A 17,574-nucleotide genomic window follows, 5' to 3' on the forward strand; every position below is an offset into this window, starting at 1 on the left:
CTCGTCGAGAGTCAGTCCCGCTCGAGCAGCTCCGCGATCTGGTGGGTCAGCGCGACCGCGGCCTCGATCTCCACCTTGCGGCTGGAGACCGACTCGATGTTGAAGCCGAACGGAATGCCGAGGTACCGACAGAAGTCGGCGAGCTCCCGGGCGGCGTTGACCGCATGCTGCTTCGACCAGGTGAGCGGGTCGTCGGCGTGGAGGATCTCGTTGCGCACCCACTGGGGGACGTCGACGCCGAGCCACTCGAGGAAGGCGAGCGTCTTCGCCGACCCGCACAGGGACAGCGTGAAGACGAGGGGCGCTGCCGCGAGACCGTCCCCGGCGACGGCATAGCGATAGTCCGAGGCGAGGTTCTTCGCGGCGCCGATGTCGTAGATGATCTGGCTGATGAAGAAGCTCGAGCCGGCGTGCTGCTTGCGCAGCAGGCGCTCGTGCTCGTCCCCGCGGCTGGCGTGCCGCTCGGGGATGGTGACACCACCCAGGGGAAGGGTGGGGCGCACCTCGCGGCGGATCGCGACGGCCTGCGACAGGCTCGTGCGCACCTCGGCATCGGCGCTGGAGGACCCGACGAAGACCGTGAGGACGTTGTCCGGCGCGGCGCCCAGCCACTCGCGCAGCTCGTCCGGCTCGTACTTGCCCACATAGCGGTAGACGACGACGGGGCGGTCCCACCGGCCGAGTCCCTCCCGCAGGTAGGTGGCCGGGTCGAGCATCTGGGCGAAGGGGAAGGGCCGGGGCCGCGGGTTGCGGTCGGCCTCATCGGTGATGTCGTAGAGGACGAGCGCGTCGACGGGCAGGGCCTCGACCCGGGCCAGGGTCCGCTCGGCGATCTCGGCGACCCGCTCGGGTGCGGTCTCGGCGCGCGGAGGGGTGAGGCCGAAGAGCAGGACCTCACGGGTGTTGCGCGCCGGTGCCGGGAAGGACCCGAGGGCTGGTGCGGTGGACTGAGCCTGCATGGGTGGAACGCTAGACGCGGTGGCGCCGCGGTGCCGGACCGTCTCGCAGATTGTGACGAAGGCGACTGGTTAGGCTCGCGACGACACACGCATTCACGAAGGAGCACCAGTGCAGATCACGGACACCGCAGCCATCGTCACCGGCGGGGCCTCCGGCCTCGGAGCGGCGACCGCCGCCTCCCTGGCCGAAGGGGGGGCGAAGGTCTTCGCCTTCGACCTCGCCGACTCGATCGAGAAGGCACCCGCCGTCGAGGGCGTCGAGTACGTCGCCGTCGATGTCACCGACGGCCAGCAGGTGCGGGAGGCCGTGGCGACCGCGGCCGGCGCCGGGGTGCCGCTGCGCACCGTCGTCAACTGCGCCGGCATCGGCCCGTCGATGCGCATCCTCGGCCGCAAGGGCGTGCACGACCTCGACGTCTACGCCAAGGTCGTCCAGGTCAACCTCGTGGGCACCTTCACCGTCCTCACCCTCGCGGCGGAGGAGATGGCCAGGACCGAACCGCTGGAGGACGGTGCCCGTGGGGTCATCATCAACACCGCCTCGATCGCCGCCTACGACGGGCAGATCGGTCAGGCGGCCTATGCCTCGAGCAAGGGCGGCATCGTCGGCCTCACGCTGCCGGCGGCCCGTGACCTCGCGCAGCACGGCATCCGTGTGCTGACGATCGCTCCCGGGATCGTCGAGACCCCGATGCTCGCGACCGTCTCGGACGAGTTCCGCGAGGGCCTGGCCCAGGGTGTCCCCTTCCCCCAGCGCCTCGCCCGCCCCGACGAGTACGCCCAGCTCGCGCTCTCCCTCGTCGACCACGACTACCTCAACGGCGAGGTCATCCGGATGGACGGCGCCCTGCGCATGGCCCCGCGCTGACCCCCCTTCGTCCCCGCCGCCACTCTCCCCGTCATACGAACTACTGCAGGCAGCACTTTGTATCGCCTGCAGTAGTTCGAACTGCTGCAGGCGATACGTGCTACTGCCTGCAGCAGTTCGTATCGGGGGCCGGGATCAGGTGGGGTCGGTCACGTCGGCGACCCGGGCGCCGAGGTGACTCAGGGCCGCGTCGGCGTCGAGGGTGGCCGCCACGCCGTGCTCCCCGGCCCCGATCGAGATGGTCCGGCCGGGGACGGTGGAGTCGGCGACGACCGGCAGGGCCGTCAGGGAGCCGAAGGGGGTGATCGTCCCCCGTTCGTAGCCGGTCACCTCCCGTGCCACGTGCTGGTCCGGCAACGAGATCCGGTTGACGTCGAGGAAGGCGCGCAGCTTGGGCCAGGAGATCTGCCGATCGCCCGGGACGAGGACGAAGAGGTGGTCGCCCTCGGCCCGCCGCACCACGAGCGTCTTGATGATGTCGCCCGGCTCGACCCCGCGTGCCGCGGCGGCCTCCTCGAGGGAGCCGACCCTGCCGTGCCGGGTGATCGTGTGCGCGATGCCGCTGTCGCTCAGGGCCTGCGCCGCTCGGGTGCCACCATCCATGGCCCGAGGCTACTGCGCCGGCCAGAGCACCACTGTGCATGCTCGCTTATGAGTGCCAAAACGACACGTTATGATTGCCGGATGTCCTTCTTCACCTTTCCCAACCCGGTCAACGAGAAGGCGGCACGCACCGTGGCCACCGGTGTCGCGCTCTCGAGCGGGCTGATCCTCCTCACCGGCTGGTGGTGGCTCCTCGTGCCGCTGGCGCTCGGCTTCCTCGGCCGCGTCCTCGCCGGACCGAGGCTCAGCCCGTTGGGCTGGGTGGCGATGCGGGTCATCGGCCCCCGCCTGGGTGCGCCCCGCCCGTCACCCGGACAGCCCAAGCGCTTCGCCCAGGGGATCGGCGTGGCCTTTTCCACGGCCGCCGCGATCCTCGCGCTCGGCTTCGGCCTCCACCTGGCCGCCGGCATCGTCCTCGGCGTGCTCACGCTCTTTGCCGTGCTCGAGGCGGCCCTCGGCTTCTGCGCCGGGTGCTGGGTCTTCGGTCACCTCATGCGCCTCGGGGTCATCCCCGAGGAGACGTGCGAGGCCTGCGCCGACATCACGCGTCGCCCGGTCGCCTCGGTGTGACCCGACCCCGCGGGCGAAGGGGGCTTCGCGGGTCAGCGCCCCAGGAACGTGGCGAACAGCGCCTGCGCCTCCGGGCTCGTCGAGCGGGCACTGATCGTGTCCGCCTCGTCGCGCCCGCTCTCCTCGCGGGTGCGGCCCGCGCTGGCCCGCAGCAGGCGACGCGCCTGGCCATAGGCGGCCGCTGCGCCGCCGGCCCACACCGCGGCCAGCTCGCGTGCCCGCTCCAGCGGGTCCGCGGTGACCTCGGCGACGAGTCCCTGGGCGAGGGCCTGCTCGGCGGACAGCGGTCGACCGGTGAGCGCGAAGGCCAGCGCCCGCTGCTGGCCCATGGCGCGCGGCAGCGAGATCGTCCCTCCGCAGTCGGGGGTGAGCCCGATGTTGGGGTAGGCGAAGACGAACTTCGTGCCCTCGGCGGCGACGACGACGTCCCCGGCGAGCATGACCCCCAGGCCGCCACCGGCCACGGCTCCCTGCACGGCGGTGACGACCGGCTTGGCCATCGTCTCGAGGGTCAGCACTGCGGCGTCCGCCGTCGTCGCGAGCTCGTGGAGGTACCCGCTCGGATCGGCGGAGTCCGCGAAGGACGCCACGTCCCCGCCGCCGCAGAAGCGCGAGCCCGCGCCGCTGAGGACGACGGCGCGCACCCCTTCGTCCTGCGCTGCCGCCGTGGCCGCCTCGGCGAGCGCGCGCGTCAGGTCCAGGTCGAGGGCGTTGGCCGAGCCCGGTCGGTTGAGCTGGATGTGGGCGACGCCGTCGGTGACGTCGTAGGTGACGGGCTGGGTCATCAGATCCTCCGGAAGAGTGCGGCGAGAGCCTGGCCGCCACCGATGCACATGGTGACGACGCCGAGCTCGAGGTCGCGTCGGACCATGTCCTTGGCCAGGCGCAGGGTGAGGATCGCACCGGTCGCGCCGACGGGGTGACCCAGGGCGATGGCGCCGCCGTAGGGGTTGACCCGTGCGGGGTCGAGCTGCGTGTCGCGGATGACCGCGACGGCCTGCGAGGCGAAGGCCTCGTTGAGCTCGATCGAGCCGATGTCGGCCGGCGTGGTCCCCGTCTTGTCGAAGAGGGCGCGCAGGGCGTGCGTCGGGGCGTAGCCCATGAGCTCGGGCTCCAGTGCGGCGGTGGTCACGGCCTCGAGGCTGACCAGACCGGTCAGCCCGCGCTCCTGCACTGCGGACTCGCGGCCGAGGACCACCGAGGCGGCACCGTCGTTGATCCCGGAGGCATTGCCGGCGGTGACCGTGCCCTCCTCGGCGAAGGCGGGGCGAAGCGTGGCCAGCGTCTCCAGGGTGGTCTCGGGCTTGGGGTGCTCGTCGACCTCGACGGTGAAGGGCCGACGGCCCCCCACCTCGACGGCGATGATCTCCTCGGCGAAGGCGGCCCGGGCCTCCGGGGTGGCCGCTCGGCGCTGGGACTCCAGGGCGAACTCGTCCTGCTGCTCGCGGGAGACGTCGTACGTGCGCGCGACGTTCTCGGCGGTGACGCCCATGTGGATGTCGTGGAAGGGGTCGGTGAGCATCAGGACGGTGCCGTCCTGCAACTGCCGGTTGCCGAGCTTGTAGCCGCTGCGGGCGCCGAAGTCGTAGAAGGGCATCCGGGTCATCGACTCGTCGCCTCCGGCGAGCGTGAAGTCGAGGTCGTTCCAGCGCATCTCCATCGCGGCCGACCAGATGGCCTGCAGGCCGGAGCCGCACAGGCGGTTGACCGTGTAGGCCGGGACATTCGTCGGCAGACCGGCGGTGACGGCGACGCGGCGGGCGTTGTAGGCATCCGGGCCGACCTGGCCGATGCAGCCCATGACGACCTCGCTGATGTGCTCGCCGGAGACGCCGGCGCGCCGCAGTGCCTCGATGCTGGCGGTGGCGCCCAGCTCGTATCCGGGCACGTCCTTGAAGACGCCACCGAAGCTGCCGGTGGGGGTGCGGGCTCCGTCGACGACGACGATCTTCTCCACGGGTGCTCTCCGTTGATCGGGTGTGGGGGTGCTGGGTCCAGCATCCCACCCCCTCCGGTCCGGGGTGCCTTCGGCCGTCGACTGCTCGCCGGGCGTGACCCGGTGAGACCCGGGCGGATCAACAAGAACTATTGTACAAATACTCTTGTGGATCTACGGTGGACGCATGGAAGCCGATACGCCGAGGAACAGTCCGTCCCGCGACCACGGGGTCCGGCGGATCACCGAGGCCGCCGTCCTCAGCGCCATCGCGCACCCCTTCCGGAACCGGATCCTCGATGCCCTCAAGGTCGACGGGCCCTCGACGGCGTCGTCGCTGTCGAAGCGGACCGGTCAGGCCGTGGGCAGCGTGAGTCACCACCTGAAGGTGCTTGCCGACGTCGGCCTCGTCGAAGAGGTGCCGGAACTCGCGCGGGACCGCCGGGAACGCTGGTGGCGTCTGGTGTCCGCGGGGTTTCGATGGTCGCGCTCGGACCTTGCGGGGGACCCTGTGGCCGCAGAGGCCGGCGCCGCGGCCGAGTCGATCAGCCTGACGCGGCAGGTCGAGCGCAAGCGGGCCTGGATGGACAACAGCGAGGCGGCAGGTCAGTGGGGCGACACGGCGTTCGCGACGCAGCAGTGGTTGCACCTGACGCCCGGTGAGCTGGACGAGCTGAGCGCCGAGATCATCGAGGTGCTCACGCGGTGGAGCGCTCGGGCGGCTCCCGACGACGACGCCGAGCGGGAGCCGGTCTTCGTGTTCGCCCACGGATTCCCCAGCCAACCGTGACCTCACCGCCGGTCGTCCTCGGTCTGCGCCGGAACCGGGACTTCACCCTCCTGTGGTGGGGCGAGGGCGTGAGCGTGCTCGGCAACGCCACGACGGTCGTGCTCGTCCCGCTGCTGGCCGTCACGGGTCTCGGTGCCGGTGCCGGGTGGGTCGGGGTCCTGACGGCCGCGGCGTGGTTGCCGTGGCTCCTGGTGGGGCTACCGGCCGGAGCGTGGATCGATGAGCGTTCTCCCCGCCGGGTGATGATCGCCGCGGACCTCACGGCGGCAGCCACCCTCATCAGCGTCCCGCTCGCGTGGTTCGCCGGCGCCCTCACCCTGCCGCACCTCGCGACAGCGGCCCTGCTCAACGGCGTGAGCACGGTCTTCTTCCGCACCGCCTACGTCAAGCTGGTCACGGCCGTGGTCGACCCCTCGCAGCTGGAAGCCGCGAACGGGCGGTTGATGGGTACCGAGTCGGCCATGCAGATCGGTGGTCAGGGCCTGGCCGGGCTGCTGGTGCGACTCGTCGGCGCCGTGGGCGGCCTCGTGGTCGACGTGGTCAGCTTCTTGGTGTCCGCCGCATGCCTGTGGCGCATCCACACCCCCGACACGGAGCAGCGCACGGCACCACCCGAACCACTGGTGGCTCGGATCCGCGCGGGGATCACTGCTGTGGTCCACGATCCCTACCTCCGCGCGTTGACCGTGATCGGCGGAGCGAGCAACTTCGGGCTGACCGGGATCAACACGTTGACGGTGATCTTCTGCCTCCGGTCGCTCGACCTGCAACCGTCACTCGTGGGCTACGTGCTCGCGATCGGCAGCACCGGAGCGGTGGTCGGCGCTACTGTCGCGCGGCGCATCTCCGTGCGCTGGGGGTCGGGCCGTGCCTCCACCTGGCTGCTCGTCTCCTCGGGACTCTCCGGGCTCCTGGTCCCGCTGGCCACACCCGACGCCGGCGTCATCTGGTTCGTCCTGGGCATGTTCGCGCTCGGGTTGTCGGTCGTGGCCGGCAATGTCGTGCGCGGCGCGTGGCGCCAGCGCTACGTCCCCGCACCGATGCTGGCCCGGGTCGTCACCACCACCCAGATGATCAACTACGGCACCATGCCGGCCGCGGCACTGACCGCCGGAGTGCTCGGCGAGAGCCTCGGCCTGCGAGCCACCCTCGTGATCATGGCCGTGATCAACGCCCTGGCCTGCGCCTCCGTCGTGGCCACGAGGCTCGGGCCCCTGCGCGAGCTGCCCACCCGTGGAGACCTCGGCACCCTGACCGCGGGCGCCTGACAGGCGCCCTCCGTCGCCCCTCGTGATGCCTCGGGCCACGGAGGAGCCGTCCGATGCTCACTCCGCGATGGGCGTCACCAGGTCCGTGCGCAACGTGCTGGGGTCAACGTCCGGTCCGGGCTCGCTCACGTAGACCTCCCAGAAGGGCAGGCCCGGGCGGTGGCCGTCATCGGCGACCTGCTGCATCAGGTCCCCCCAGGCCCGAGCGAGCCCGTCGTAGCCACCGACGTGGGAGATCGTCGCGATCCGGGTCGCGGGCATGCTCGAGGGGAAGAAGGTGATGCCTCCGGCCTCGAGCTCACCATCGAGCGGGTGCGCCACCGGGAACCCCAGCTCGAAGGTCATGGTCGCTCCGGGCATCCGGTGGTGCAGCGAGAAGGGGGGTCCGGCGATGTCCAGACCCTGCTGCGCGAGTGCGGGGACGAGCGCGGCGAAGGACTCGTCGAAGATCGCGGCCATCTCGTCGGGCGCGACGTCGCGGGCCACGCGCACGATGGTCGGGATCTGCTGGGCGGTGAGGTAGGTGACGTGAGGGTGTGGCGGGGCGAGGTGGCTGGGGGTGTCGGTCACGATCGGCTCCTGTGTCGGGTCCTCCCGATCATCCTCGAGATGGCGTGCGGACTCCACCGCTCGCGGACACGACCCCGGCCGACTCACCCCAGCACGGACTCGAAGCGATCCCGGGTGAGGAAGACCAACCGCGCGACCTTGTCGCCGATGACGACCTCGTCGGCGAGCTCGAAACCGCTCTGCTGCAGGCGCGCGAGGATCGCCCGGTTCCCCGCATCGGGCTCGCCCACGAGACGCAGGACGGCCGGGTCGGCGAAGACCCACGCGAAGATCCCCGCCCCGACGCGCAGGGCGTCCTCACCGGGCGCGACGAAGACGTGCGCGCCGACATCACCCGGCCGGACCGCGTAGGCCCCGGAGATCGGGTCGTGCTCCGGCTCGTAGGTCTGCAGCAGCGCCACCGCTCGCCCCTCGTCCTCGACGATCCACGCCCAGTGCGCCTCGAGGGAGTCGACGAAGGCGTAGATGTCGCGGATCTCCTCGACGCTCTTGTCGGCCATCCCCCAGAAGCGTCCACGTGGCCGGGTGGCCCAGTCGTGGATCATCGGGGCGTCGTCCGTCGGGCGCAGCGGGCGGAAGTCGAGGGTCGTCACGGGGTCTCCTGTGGTGTGGGGATCTGGGCGCCGGCGCGCCAGAGGTCGTGCTGGTCGAGGGTGTGCGGTGAGTCGGGCGGGCCGTCGGCACCCAGGGGGACGACCCACGTGCTGCCCCCGGCGAGGTCCCAGACGAGTCGGGCGGCCGGCCCCCGCCAGCAGTGGTCGCTCAGTCCGGGGGCGGCCGCGGTCGCGAGGACGCAGTCACCGTCACCGCCGAGCGGTCGTGGCTCCGGCCCCGCGGTGCTGGTCACGGCCCGGAGGAAGGGGGCGACGTGGCTCTCCCCCCACGTCCGGTCGCCGAGGGTGTCGGCCACCCGGGCCAGGGCCGCGGTGGCCAGCTCGGGGAGGGGCAGGCCATGGGCGTCACCGCGGGTCACGACCCGCTCGATGCCGGCCCCGATCCGCGCGACCGGGTCCGTCCACGGAGCGAAGAGCGGGGCCAGCCCGGTCGGGGTGTGCAGCGCCTCGAGCCGGGGGTGGGCCGCGACGAGGCCGACGAGCTCGCTCCGCCAGCGCGCGAAGAGGGCCGCCCGGACGCTTCCGGCGTCCATGTGGCCGTCCCAGGTGAGCAACCGTCGACGGACCTCGGCGGCCGGCCCGGTCGGTTGCACCCGTTGCAGCAGGGCCCGGAAGGTCGGCCACGAACCCAGCCAGGTGTCCATCTGGATCTCCGAGAGCGCCTCGCGGTCCCACCGCTCGCGCTGGGTGAGCAGCTCGGCGATCCGGCCACCCCGGTGCGGCGGCGCGAACTCCTCGCCGAGGTCCGCCACGGATGCGCGCCGGTCATTGGCGTGGACGACGGCCTCACCCTCGGCGAGGTCCCGGCGGGCGGGAGGGACGGCACGGGTGGTGCCTCCCTGCGTCACCACGCGGCCCGCGACGCGCTCGCGGACGCGCCCGTCGGCGCCGGCGATGATCACGGCGTTGACCGGCTCCACCCAGTCCTCGAGAGCGGCGTCGACGTCGTCCACCGTCCGCGCGAGCAGCAGCCGGCGCATGGTTGCGAGCGCGATGTCCCCGTCGACGCCGGCCGGGGTGAGCGGGTGCGGCATCGCGGGATCGGCCCCGGGCGCGATCTGCTGGTAGTCGGCCATGGCGTGCGTGATGGCCCAGGCGACCGACCCGGTGTGACCGAAGTGCGCCACCCCGGGAACCCCCGGGAAGGCGAGGCCGGTGACGTCGATCGTCGGGGTCGACAACCGCACCTGCTGGTAGATCCCCGGGGCCTCGAGCACGCGGTGGGGGTCGGCCGCGATCATCGGCGCGCCGGTGACGGTGCGCGACCCGGTCAGCGCCCAGGCATTGCTGCCACCGAGCGGGACGCCTTCGTGGCTGAGCAGGTCCATGCCCGACTCACCGAGCGTCGCACGCACGTGGCGACGCCACAGCTGGTGCCCGAAGGACCCCATGAGCACGTGCTGCACGAGGAAGACCCCCGCCGCGCTCCATGGCTCCCAGCGCCCGGGCTCGGTGCCGGTGGCGAGGAACTCCGGTGCGCGCGAGGCGCCTTCGGCGAGGCCCTCGTTCACCCCCTCGACGAAGGCCGCCAGCCAGGCTGCGGTGTCCTCGTCCAGGGCGGCGACCGCGGCCCGGGACATCTCGGGCAGCCCTGTGGCCACCGCGAAGTCGTCCCAGTCAGCGGAACCGAGGACGGCGCTCGTCGTGGCCTCCGAGCGCCGCCGCTCGGTCTCCAGCTGCCAGGCCCGGTCGACCGCGGCCGACCAGCCCTGGGCGTGCGCGAGGTCCTCCAGCGTGGCGCCCCAGCAGTGCGGGACGCCCCACGGGTCACGCCGGACCCTCCAGCGCCGGCTCATGGCACGAGGACCGGCACGCGCGATGCGGTGTGGAGCGGGTTGTCGAGCATCCCGGCCATGATCAGCGATCCTGCCGGGTCGGCGAGGTCAACCATCTGCAGCGTGTTGCGCAGCTGCAGCCGGTTGAGGCACGAGTGCTCGAAGGCCGGCCGCAGCAGGTCGAGCCGCGCCGCCCGCGGGTGGTCCCGCGCGTGCTCGTCGATGCAGTCCGCGACGAGGGCCCAGAAGGTCTCCTCGGCGAGCACCGCGTCGTCGTCGAGGATCTCGGCGACGAAGCGCAGCACCCCGTCGACGACGTCGGTGAGGATCGACAGCGACTGGACCTGCGGGTCGAGGACGTGGCGGATGCGCTCGACCTCCGGGGGGAGCTCACGCTCACCCATGACGACGACCTCCTCACCGATGTCCTTCATGAAGATGCCGGTGGGGGAGTGGTCCTCGAGGACGAGGATGACGTTCTCCCCGTGTGGCATGAAGGCGAGGTCGTGCACACCGAGGCAGTGGACGATCGGACGCAGGTAGGCACGCAGCCACCGGCGCACCCACTCGCCCGCCGTGAGCGGGCTCGCGGCGATGAGCTCGCCGATGAGCGAGGTGCCCTCCGCGTCCCGGTGCAGCAGCGCCGTCATCGAGACCACCCGCTCCCCGGCCGCGAGCTGCGGCACCGGCGACTCCCGCCACAGGGCCGCGACCATCTTCGTGTGCGGGTTGGCCGAACCGAGGGCGTGGTACGCGTCGCCGGTGTAGCCGACGGCCGCGATCTCGCGCAGCACCCGGAAGCCGCACGCGCTCAGCTCCGGGTCCTCCGCGACGACCTGCGCGACCCAGTCGTTGATCGCCGGCGTGCCCTGCATGTACGTCGGGGAGAGGCCCCGCAGGAAGCCCATGTTCTGGATCGCCAGCGCCGTCTTGACGTAGCACCGCTCGGGCCGGTCGTGGTTGAAGAAGGTGCGGATCGACTGCTGGGCCCGGTACCGGTCCGAGGTCGTCCCGAGGTGGATGATGTCGCCTCGGGCGATGTCCGCGGCGAAGGTCACCGCGAGCTTGTGGTCCCACTGCCACGGGTGGATGGGCATGAGCAGGTGGTCCGCGTGGGTCCCCCCCTTCGCCTCGAGGCGTTGGGAGAACCGCGCCAGGTCTGCCGCGTCGAGCTCTCCCGCGTAGAGGTCCTCCTCCGTGAGGTCCTCGGCGAGCGAGAGCTGGGCGAGCGAGCGGCGCACCGCCACCCAGACGAGGTGGACGTCGGCGCCGGCCTCGGGTGACCACGCCGCGTGGTCGGTGGCGGCAAAGCCGATCCGACCGTTGTTCGCGACGAAGGCGGGGTGGCCCTCGGTCATCGCGCCCTCGACCGTCTGGAAGTCGGCGTGGACGAGGTCGGCGCTCGAGTGCCGCTGGTGGTGCCACTTGTGGGCGAGGCTCGCGAGCGTGCCGCTGAGCTCCTCGAGGTAGGTGGAGCGCAGGTGGTCGGGGATCCCGAGCTCCTCGTGCAGGTCGCTGACCACGGTCAGCGCATCGATGTCGGTGCCCTGGCCGTCGACCTCCCGGTCGATGCTCGACGGGTCGACGCGCCAGTGCTCGGGCTCGTGCCGGGAGGCGGCGAAGGAGTAGCGGGCGCGGCCGGCGGTGATGCTCCACCGGCCGTCACCGGTCGCGACGGGGGCCAGGAGGCGCTCGTGGGTGAACTCACCGAGGGCCTTCGCGGCGATGTGCCGGTGGGCGCGGGCCATGACGACGGGCTCGAGGTGTGCGACCTGCGGGCTGCGGTCGCGACCGTCGCCACGCTCCAGCTCGCTCGCCGCAAAGGCATCGGCGGTGCAGAAGCTGAGCAGGGCCTCCTTGTCCGACAGCGTGATCCGGCGCTCGACGACGAACCCGGCGGCGGCGTTCTTCGCGTGGATGGCGTGGTTGCGCACGTCCGGCTCGACGACGACCTCGGTGACCTCCGGGTCCCGGAAGCAGAAGTGCATCACTGCGCGGAAGACCTGTGAGGTCAACCCGTGCACCGGGGCGTCCGTGGGGGCGATGAGCACGTGCATGCCCAGCTGGCCCGGGGCGACCGGGTAGTGCGCGGCGAGGACGCTGTGCGCCGGGTCGTAGGTCTCGGCGAGGAAGGTCGGCTTCCCGTCGACCCGGCCGAGCCACGCCTCCTGGTGCGGGTCGGCGTGGATCGCGTCGAAGGCCTCGCGGGTCTGCTGGGGGGTCCAGCCCTGCATGCCCCAGAAGCTCGACCCGGGGTGGGTGACCCACTCGTGCAGGAGCCGGGCGACGCTCGTGTCGTCGTCGGTCGCCACCACCGGCTCGATGGTGACGCGGCCGATGGGGGTGATCATCGCGTGCCTGCTCATCGGCCCACCCCCGCCGGGGTGCGCCGGGCCGCAGTGGTGTGGGCAGCGCCGTCGTCGCGCGTGATCACGGGGGAGTCGATCTCGTCGACCCCGAAGTGCTGGAAGGCGATGCGCTCCTCGACGGGGTAGACCTCCCGTCCGGTGATGGCCGCGATGATCACGGAGTTGCGGTAGGCCCCCATGCCCAGGTCGGGGGCGAGGACGCTGTGGGTGTGCTCTTCGGCGTTCTGCACGAAGATCCTCCTGTCGAGGTCGACGCTGTAGTCGGGTCCGGTGTCGTAGCGATCGCGGGCGTCCCGGCGGATCCGGTGCGCGACGGGCGCGAGGAATCCCGGCGTCCGTGGCCGGTAGCCGGTCGCGAGGACGAGGCCCTCGCAGGTCACCGTCACCGCGGCGTCCTGCTCCTCGTGGTGCACCTCGAGGGTGTACTGACCGGACTCCTCGTCCCAGCTCGCTTCGCGCACTTCGCTGTTCGTCAGGAGCGTGGTCGGCACGGTGGTGCCGCCCTCGACGCGGACCCGGTAGAGGGTGTCGTAGATCGTGTCGACGAGGTCGGCACTGATCCCCTTGTAGAGGGTGCGCTGCTCCCGCCCGAGGACGTCGCGTCGCTCCATCGGCAGGGCGCGGTGGTAGCGGGCGTACTCGGGGGAGGTCATCTCGAGGGTGAGCTTCGTGTACTCCATCGGGAAGAACCGGGGCGAGCGCGTCACCCAGGTCAGGTGGTAGCCGTGATCGGTGACGCCCTCGAGCAGGTCGAGGTAGATCTCGGCGGCGGACTGACCGCTGCCCACGAGCGTGATGCTCTCCCGGGACTGCAGCTCGGCCCGGGCCTCGAGGTAGCCGGCACTGTGCGTCACCGGCCCACCCAGCCCCTCGGTGACGGGCGGGAGCACCGGCTCGGTGCCGATGCCGAGGACGACGTGCCGGGCGCGGTGGGAGCTCGTCGACCCGTCCGCCCGGCGTGCCGTGACGCGGTAGGTGCCGTCGCCCTCCTGCTCGACGGAGGTCACCTCTTGGCCCCAGCGGATGGTGTCGAGCTGGTCGGCGACCCACCGGCAGTACTGGTCGTACTCGGCGCGAAGGGGGTTGAAGTCCTCGCGGATGTAGAAGGGGTAGAGCCGCCCGACCTGCTTGAGGTGGTTGAGGAAGCTGAACCGGCTCGTCGGGTCGGCCATCGTCACGAGGTCGGCCATGAAGGGCACCTGGATCGTCGCCCCCTCGATCATCATCCCGGGGTGCCAGGAGAACGCGTCCCGGGACTCGAGGAAGAGGCCGTCGACGTCGGGCAGATCGTGGGTCAGCGCGGCCAGACCGAGGTTGAAGGGACCCAGGCCGATGCCGATGAGGTCGTGCACGGGGGTGGTGGTCATCAGCGCGCCTCCTTCCCGGTCGTGGCGAGCTCGGACGGGCGCTCATCGAGGTGTCGGGTCGCACGCTCCGCGTGGACGGAGCGCCAGCGGCGGGTCTCCAGGTCATCCGCTGCGTCCTCGGCCAACAGCTGGTCCCCGGTCGCCGCGATCGTCTCGAGGATCCCGCGGAGGTGCTCCAGCGGTGTGTCCGGGTTGAGCAGGGTGAACTTCAGCCAGGCGCGGCCGTCGATCGTGGTCCCGGCGACCATGACGTCGCCGCGGTCGAGCAGGGCGTGGCGGATGCGGGGGTTGAGCGAGTCGGCGGCCTCGGCGCTGACCCCCTCCGGTCGGTAGCGCATGAGGACGGTGCTCAGCGTCGGCTCGGTGGCCACCTCGAAGCGCACATCGGTGCGCAGGCCGTCCCAGACCTCGTGGGCCCGGTCGATGACCTCGTCGAACATCTCACCGACGGCATCGGCGCCGGTCACCCGCAGGGTCATCCAGAGCTTGAGGGCGTCGAAGCGACGCGTCGTCTGCAGGGACTTGTCGACCTGGTTGGGCGTGACCGCGGTCCGGGGGTTGAGGTACTCCGCGTGGTGGGTCACGTGCGTCAGCGTGGAGCCGTCGCGCACGATCAGGGCGCTGGAGCTGACCGGCTGGAAGAAGGTCTTGTGGAAGTCGACCGTCACCGAGTCGGCGCGCTCGATGCCGGCGAGCAGGTGACGGCGGCGGGAGGAGACGAGCAGCCCCCCGCCGTAGGCGGCGTCCACGTGCAGCCAGGTCCCGCGCTCGGCGCACAGGTCGGCGACCCCGGCGACGGGGTCGATCACCCCGAGGTCGGTCGTGCCGGCGGTGGCCACGACCGCGACGGCGATCTCGCCGCGCTCGCGGAGGGCGTCCAGTGCGTCGCGGAGGGCCGTGAGCGACATGCCGCCCGTCTCGTCGGTGGGCACGGGGATGACCGCATCGGGGCGCAGCCCCATGATGCGGGCGGACTTCGCCACGCTGAAGTGGCTGTGCTCCGTCGCCAGGACCCGCAACCGCTGCTGGGCATCAGGTGCGGGGTTCGCGCGCATCGCCTCCCCGCGGGCGAGGACGAGTCCCTGCAGGTTGGATTGTGTGCCGCCGCTGGTGAAGACGCCGTCGGCGTCGCTGCCGAAGCCGATGCGATCGGCGGTCCAGCGCACCAGCCGCTGCTCGATGAGGGTGCCTCCGGTGCTCTGGTCCCAGGTGTCGACCGAGGTGTTCACCGCGGCGAGGATGCCCTCGGCGAGGACCGCGGGAAGCGCGACCGGGCAGTTGAGGTGGGCGACGTAGGACGGGTGGTGGAACCAGACCGCGTCACGCAGGTAGAGGTCGGTCACCTCGGACAGGGCGCTGTCGAGGTCGGCCGCGGGATGGTCGAGGTCGACCGCCTCCACCGCGGGGGTCAGGTCGGCGACGGTGGCGCCCGTCGAGGGGGCGCCGGCGGCCAGGTGGGTGGCCACGAGGTCGGTCACCCGGGACATGCCGGCGAGGTACTCATCGGCGGTGTCGCGGGTCAGGAGGTGCTGGTTCAACAGGGGACTCCTTGAACTTAGGGTTACCTCAGTATGGTTTGCCTGCCCTAACATAACGGCCAGGCAGCCTGCTGTCCCACCGAGCCCGCGTCACCGCTGACGCGTGATGCCACGGACCCGACCGGGTCCGAGTCCTGTCCCGCCACCGCAGAGGATCCCGCCCGATGACGACCGCAACCGCCGTCGCCGATGACACCACCCGCCTTGGGGCAGAGCGATTTCGCCTCATCACCGCGCTCTACTTCACCCAGTGGCTGGGCGTGGGGTTCCTCACGATCGGTCTCGTGGCGATCCTCCGGGAGGGCGGGACCTCCCTCGCGACGCTCGGCCTGCTCCAGACGATCGGCATCATCTGGCCGCTGAAGTTCCTCTGGGCCCCGCTCATCGACAGGTACGGCAGCCGCCGGATCGGGCACTACCGCTCGTGGCTCATCCCGCTGCAGCTCGGTCTCGTCCTCTCGTTGCTGGCGCTGACCCCCTTCGTCGGCCCGTCGGACCACCTCGGCCCGATCATCGTCATCTGCGCTCTTTACGTCGTCTTCTCGGCGACGCAGGACATCGCTGCCGACGCGCTCGTGGTGCGGCTGCTCACCGCCGGGGAGCGAGGGCTCGGCAACGGCATCCAGGTCGGCGGCAACTACCTCGGCAGCGTCGTCGGTGGCGGTCTGGCCGTGCTCGTCTACGACCGCTTCGGTTGGGTTGCGGCGATCCTGCTGCTCGCGGTGCTCACCGCCACCGCGCTGGGCGTCGTCATCGCCTATCGGGAGCCCGAACGGGAGCTCGTCGTGGAGCGGCCCGGTTACCGTGACCTGCTCACGGTCTTCCGCCAGAAGGGCTGCCGCAGCTGGACCTTCCTCGTCGTGCCCCTCTACTACGTCGGCGCCGCCGTCGGGTACGCGATCGTCTCCCCGGCCCTCGTCGACGCCGGGTGGTCCCTGACGAGGATCGGGATCGTCACGGGTGTCGTGGCGTCGGTCCCTGCAGTGCTCACCTCGCTCGGGGCGGGGTGGCTCGTGGGCCGGCTCGGCCGGCGGCGCACCCTCGTCCTCGGGGGACTGCTCCTGGCGCTGTCCTCGCTCGGTCTGCTGCCCCTCGCCCTGGGCTCGGCGACGACCCTGTGGACCTCGCTGGCGCTGTGCCTCTTCATGGCGACCTATGCGATGGCCAATGTCGTCGTCTACACGATCAACATGGACTACTCACGAGCCGACTCCGCGGGGACCGACTTCACGACCCTGACCTCCTTCGCGCTCGCGATCTCCTTCATCGCGGCCGGCCTCGCCCTGGGCCTGGCGCAGCTCGTCGGCTACCCGGGGGTGCTCGTCGCCTCGATCGTCCTCGTGCTCATCGGGACCGCTCTCGGAGCGCGCCACCAGCAGCGCCACGGCGTCACCGCCGCCTGACGAAGGGCGCCGCTCACCACGTCACCTCGTGGCACCCGACATGGCTCTCCGGCTCGACCTGGAGGGTGGCGTGCTCGATGGCGAATCGGGTGCGCATCAGCTCGCGGGCACCGTCGAGCACGGCGTGCGGGTCGGCGCCCTCGAGGGTGACGAGGTGGGCGGTGGCGACGTCCATGCCCGATGTCAGGGTCCACAGGTGCAGGTCGTGGACATCGCTCACGCCGGGGACCGAGGCGAGGGCCGCGGCGACCTCGGGTGGTGGTGCGTCCGTGGGGGCGTGCTGGCCGAGGACGTGCAGGACCTCCCGCCCGAGCAGGACCGCGCGCACCGCGACGAAGGCGGCGATGGCCAGCGCGAAGGCGGTGTCCCACCATGCGTCGCCGGTGGCGGCGACGAGGAGCGCGGCGGCGATGACCCCGACCGAGCCGAGGGTGTCCGCGACGACCTCGAGGTAGGCGCCCTTGACGTTGAGCGACTCGGTGGCACCGCCCCGCAGGAGGGAGAGTGCGGCGATGTTGGCGAGGAGCCCGAGGACGCCGACGGTGAGCATCCAGCCGGTGGCGATCTCGGCCGGGGAGCCGATCCGGGCGACGGCCTCGACGGCGATGTAGACGGACACCCCGAGCATGAGGAGGACCGCCAGGCCCGAGGCGAAGACCTCCGCGCGGTAGGAGCCGTAGGTGCGTTGGCCGGAGGTGTCGCCGCGGGTGGCGATCCGGGTGGCGACGAGCGCCGCGCCCAGGGCCACGACGTCGGCGGCCATGTGGCCGGCGTCGGACAGCAGCGCGAGCGAGCGCGAGGCGAGGGCGGCGACGAGCTCCACGACGAAGAAGGTCGTGATGATCCCGAAGGCGAGCTGCAGCCGCCAGCGATGGGTGGCCCCAGCGTGCCCGTGGGTGTGACCGTGGCCGGAACTCATGGCCCGATCATGACTCCCCTCCACG

Annotated in this window: 16 protein-coding genes; 5 read left to right on the forward strand and 11 right to left on the reverse strand. The window is 71.7% G+C overall.

The window, feature by feature from the left end:
* Window positions 1–11 precede the first annotated feature (11 nt).
* A complete protein-coding gene (locus ACR9E9_RS03335) occupies window positions 12–959 on the reverse strand; it encodes a methylenetetrahydrofolate reductase (protein WP_435201672.1) in 948 nt (315 codons plus the stop codon).
* A gap of 109 nt (window positions 960–1,068) precedes the next feature.
* Between ACR9E9_RS03335 and ACR9E9_RS03340 the strand changes: the two genes are divergently transcribed.
* Window positions 1,069–1,827 (forward strand): SDR family NAD(P)-dependent oxidoreductase, encoded by a 759-nt coding sequence (locus ACR9E9_RS03340; RefSeq protein ID WP_435201674.1) that lies wholly within the window; start codon window positions 1,069–1,071, stop codon window positions 1,825–1,827.
* A gap of 135 nt (window positions 1,828–1,962) precedes the next feature.
* Here ACR9E9_RS03340 and ACR9E9_RS03345 read toward each other — a convergent pair whose 3' ends face one another.
* Window positions 1,963–2,430, reverse strand: a complete 468-nt coding sequence (locus ACR9E9_RS03345) for an aminoacyl-tRNA deacylase (protein WP_435201676.1) — start codon at window positions 2,428–2,430, stop codon at window positions 1,963–1,965.
* A gap of 81 nt (window positions 2,431–2,511) precedes the next feature.
* Here ACR9E9_RS03345 and ACR9E9_RS03350 point away from each other — a divergent pair, with 81 nt between their 5' ends.
* A complete protein-coding gene (locus ACR9E9_RS03350) occupies window positions 2,512–3,000 on the forward strand; it encodes a DUF4395 domain-containing protein (RefSeq protein WP_435201678.1) in 489 nt (162 codons plus the stop codon).
* Between the two features lie 32 nt (window positions 3,001–3,032).
* Here the strand turns inward: ACR9E9_RS03350 and ACR9E9_RS03355 are convergent, their stop codons facing one another.
* A complete protein-coding gene (locus ACR9E9_RS03355; protein WP_435201680.1) occupies window positions 3,033–3,785 on the reverse strand; it encodes an enoyl-CoA hydratase/isomerase family protein in 753 nt (250 codons plus the stop codon).
* On the reverse strand, window positions 3,785–4,957 hold the full coding sequence (locus tag ACR9E9_RS03360; protein ID WP_435201682.1) for a thiolase family protein: 1,173 nt from the start codon (window positions 4,955–4,957) through the stop codon (window positions 3,785–3,787). The genes ACR9E9_RS03355 and ACR9E9_RS03360 overlap by 1 nt, the downstream gene beginning before the upstream one ends.
* A gap of 166 nt (window positions 4,958–5,123) precedes the next feature.
* On the opposite strand from ACR9E9_RS03360, the gene ACR9E9_RS03365 reads away from it, so the two are divergent.
* Window positions 5,124–5,726: an ArsR/SmtB family transcription factor gene (locus ACR9E9_RS03365; RefSeq protein ID WP_435201684.1), complete on the forward strand. Its 603-nt coding sequence runs from the start codon at window positions 5,124–5,126 to the stop codon at window positions 5,724–5,726.
* Window positions 5,723–6,994: an MFS transporter gene (locus ACR9E9_RS03370; protein ID WP_435201686.1), complete on the forward strand. Its 1,272-nt coding sequence runs from the start codon at window positions 5,723–5,725 to the stop codon at window positions 6,992–6,994. The genes ACR9E9_RS03365 and ACR9E9_RS03370 overlap by 4 nt, the downstream gene beginning before the upstream one ends.
* Before the next feature lie 57 nt (window positions 6,995–7,051).
* Here the strand turns inward: ACR9E9_RS03370 and ACR9E9_RS03375 are convergent, their stop codons facing one another.
* The 6 genes from ACR9E9_RS03375 to ACR9E9_RS03400 all read right to left on the reverse strand — a co-directional run bounded on the left by ACR9E9_RS03375 (window position 7,052) and on the right by ACR9E9_RS03400 (window position 15,227).
* Complete coding sequence (locus tag ACR9E9_RS03375; RefSeq protein WP_435201688.1) at window positions 7,052–7,564, reverse strand: GyrI-like domain-containing protein; 513 nt, start codon at window positions 7,562–7,564, stop codon at window positions 7,052–7,054.
* Window positions 7,565–7,647: 83 nt separating this feature from the next.
* Window positions 7,648–8,157 carry a GNAT family N-acetyltransferase gene (locus tag ACR9E9_RS03380; protein WP_435201690.1) on the reverse strand — a complete coding sequence of 170 codons (510 nt, stop codon included), beginning with the start codon at window positions 8,155–8,157 and terminating at the stop codon, window positions 7,648–7,650.
* Complete coding sequence (locus ACR9E9_RS03385; protein ID WP_435201692.1) at window positions 8,154–9,974, reverse strand: penicillin acylase family protein; 1,821 nt, start codon at window positions 9,972–9,974, stop codon at window positions 8,154–8,156. The genes ACR9E9_RS03380 and ACR9E9_RS03385 overlap by 4 nt, the downstream gene beginning before the upstream one ends.
* Window positions 9,971–12,319 (reverse strand): GNAT family N-acetyltransferase, encoded by a 2,349-nt coding sequence (locus ACR9E9_RS03390; RefSeq protein WP_435201694.1) that lies wholly within the window; start codon window positions 12,317–12,319, stop codon window positions 9,971–9,973. The genes ACR9E9_RS03385 and ACR9E9_RS03390 overlap by 4 nt, the downstream gene beginning before the upstream one ends.
* A complete protein-coding gene (locus ACR9E9_RS03395) occupies window positions 12,316–13,689 on the reverse strand; it encodes a lysine N(6)-hydroxylase/L-ornithine N(5)-oxygenase family protein (protein ID WP_435201696.1) in 1,374 nt (457 codons plus the stop codon). Before ACR9E9_RS03395 ends, ACR9E9_RS03390 begins: the two co-directional genes overlap by 4 nt.
* Window positions 13,689–15,227: a pyridoxal phosphate-dependent decarboxylase family protein gene (locus ACR9E9_RS03400; protein ID WP_435201698.1), complete on the reverse strand. Its 1,539-nt coding sequence runs from the start codon at window positions 15,225–15,227 to the stop codon at window positions 13,689–13,691. Before ACR9E9_RS03400 ends, ACR9E9_RS03395 begins: the two co-directional genes overlap by 1 nt.
* A gap of 164 nt (window positions 15,228–15,391) precedes the next feature.
* Here ACR9E9_RS03400 and ACR9E9_RS03405 point away from each other — a divergent pair, with 164 nt between their 5' ends.
* Window positions 15,392–16,630, forward strand: coding sequence for an MFS transporter (locus ACR9E9_RS03405; protein WP_435201700.1), 1,239 nt, complete (start codon window positions 15,392–15,394; stop codon window positions 16,628–16,630).
* A gap of 13 nt (window positions 16,631–16,643) precedes the next feature.
* On the opposite strand, the gene ACR9E9_RS03410 is transcribed toward ACR9E9_RS03405, so the two are convergent.
* Complete coding sequence (locus ACR9E9_RS03410; RefSeq protein WP_435201702.1) at window positions 16,644–17,549, reverse strand: cation diffusion facilitator family transporter; 906 nt, start codon at window positions 17,547–17,549, stop codon at window positions 16,644–16,646.
* Window positions 17,550–17,574 lie beyond the last annotated feature (25 nt).

It is taken from the genome of Janibacter sp. GS2, assembly GCF_051200835.1.
Lineage (GTDB): Bacteria > Actinomycetota > Actinomycetes > Actinomycetales > Dermatophilaceae > Janibacter.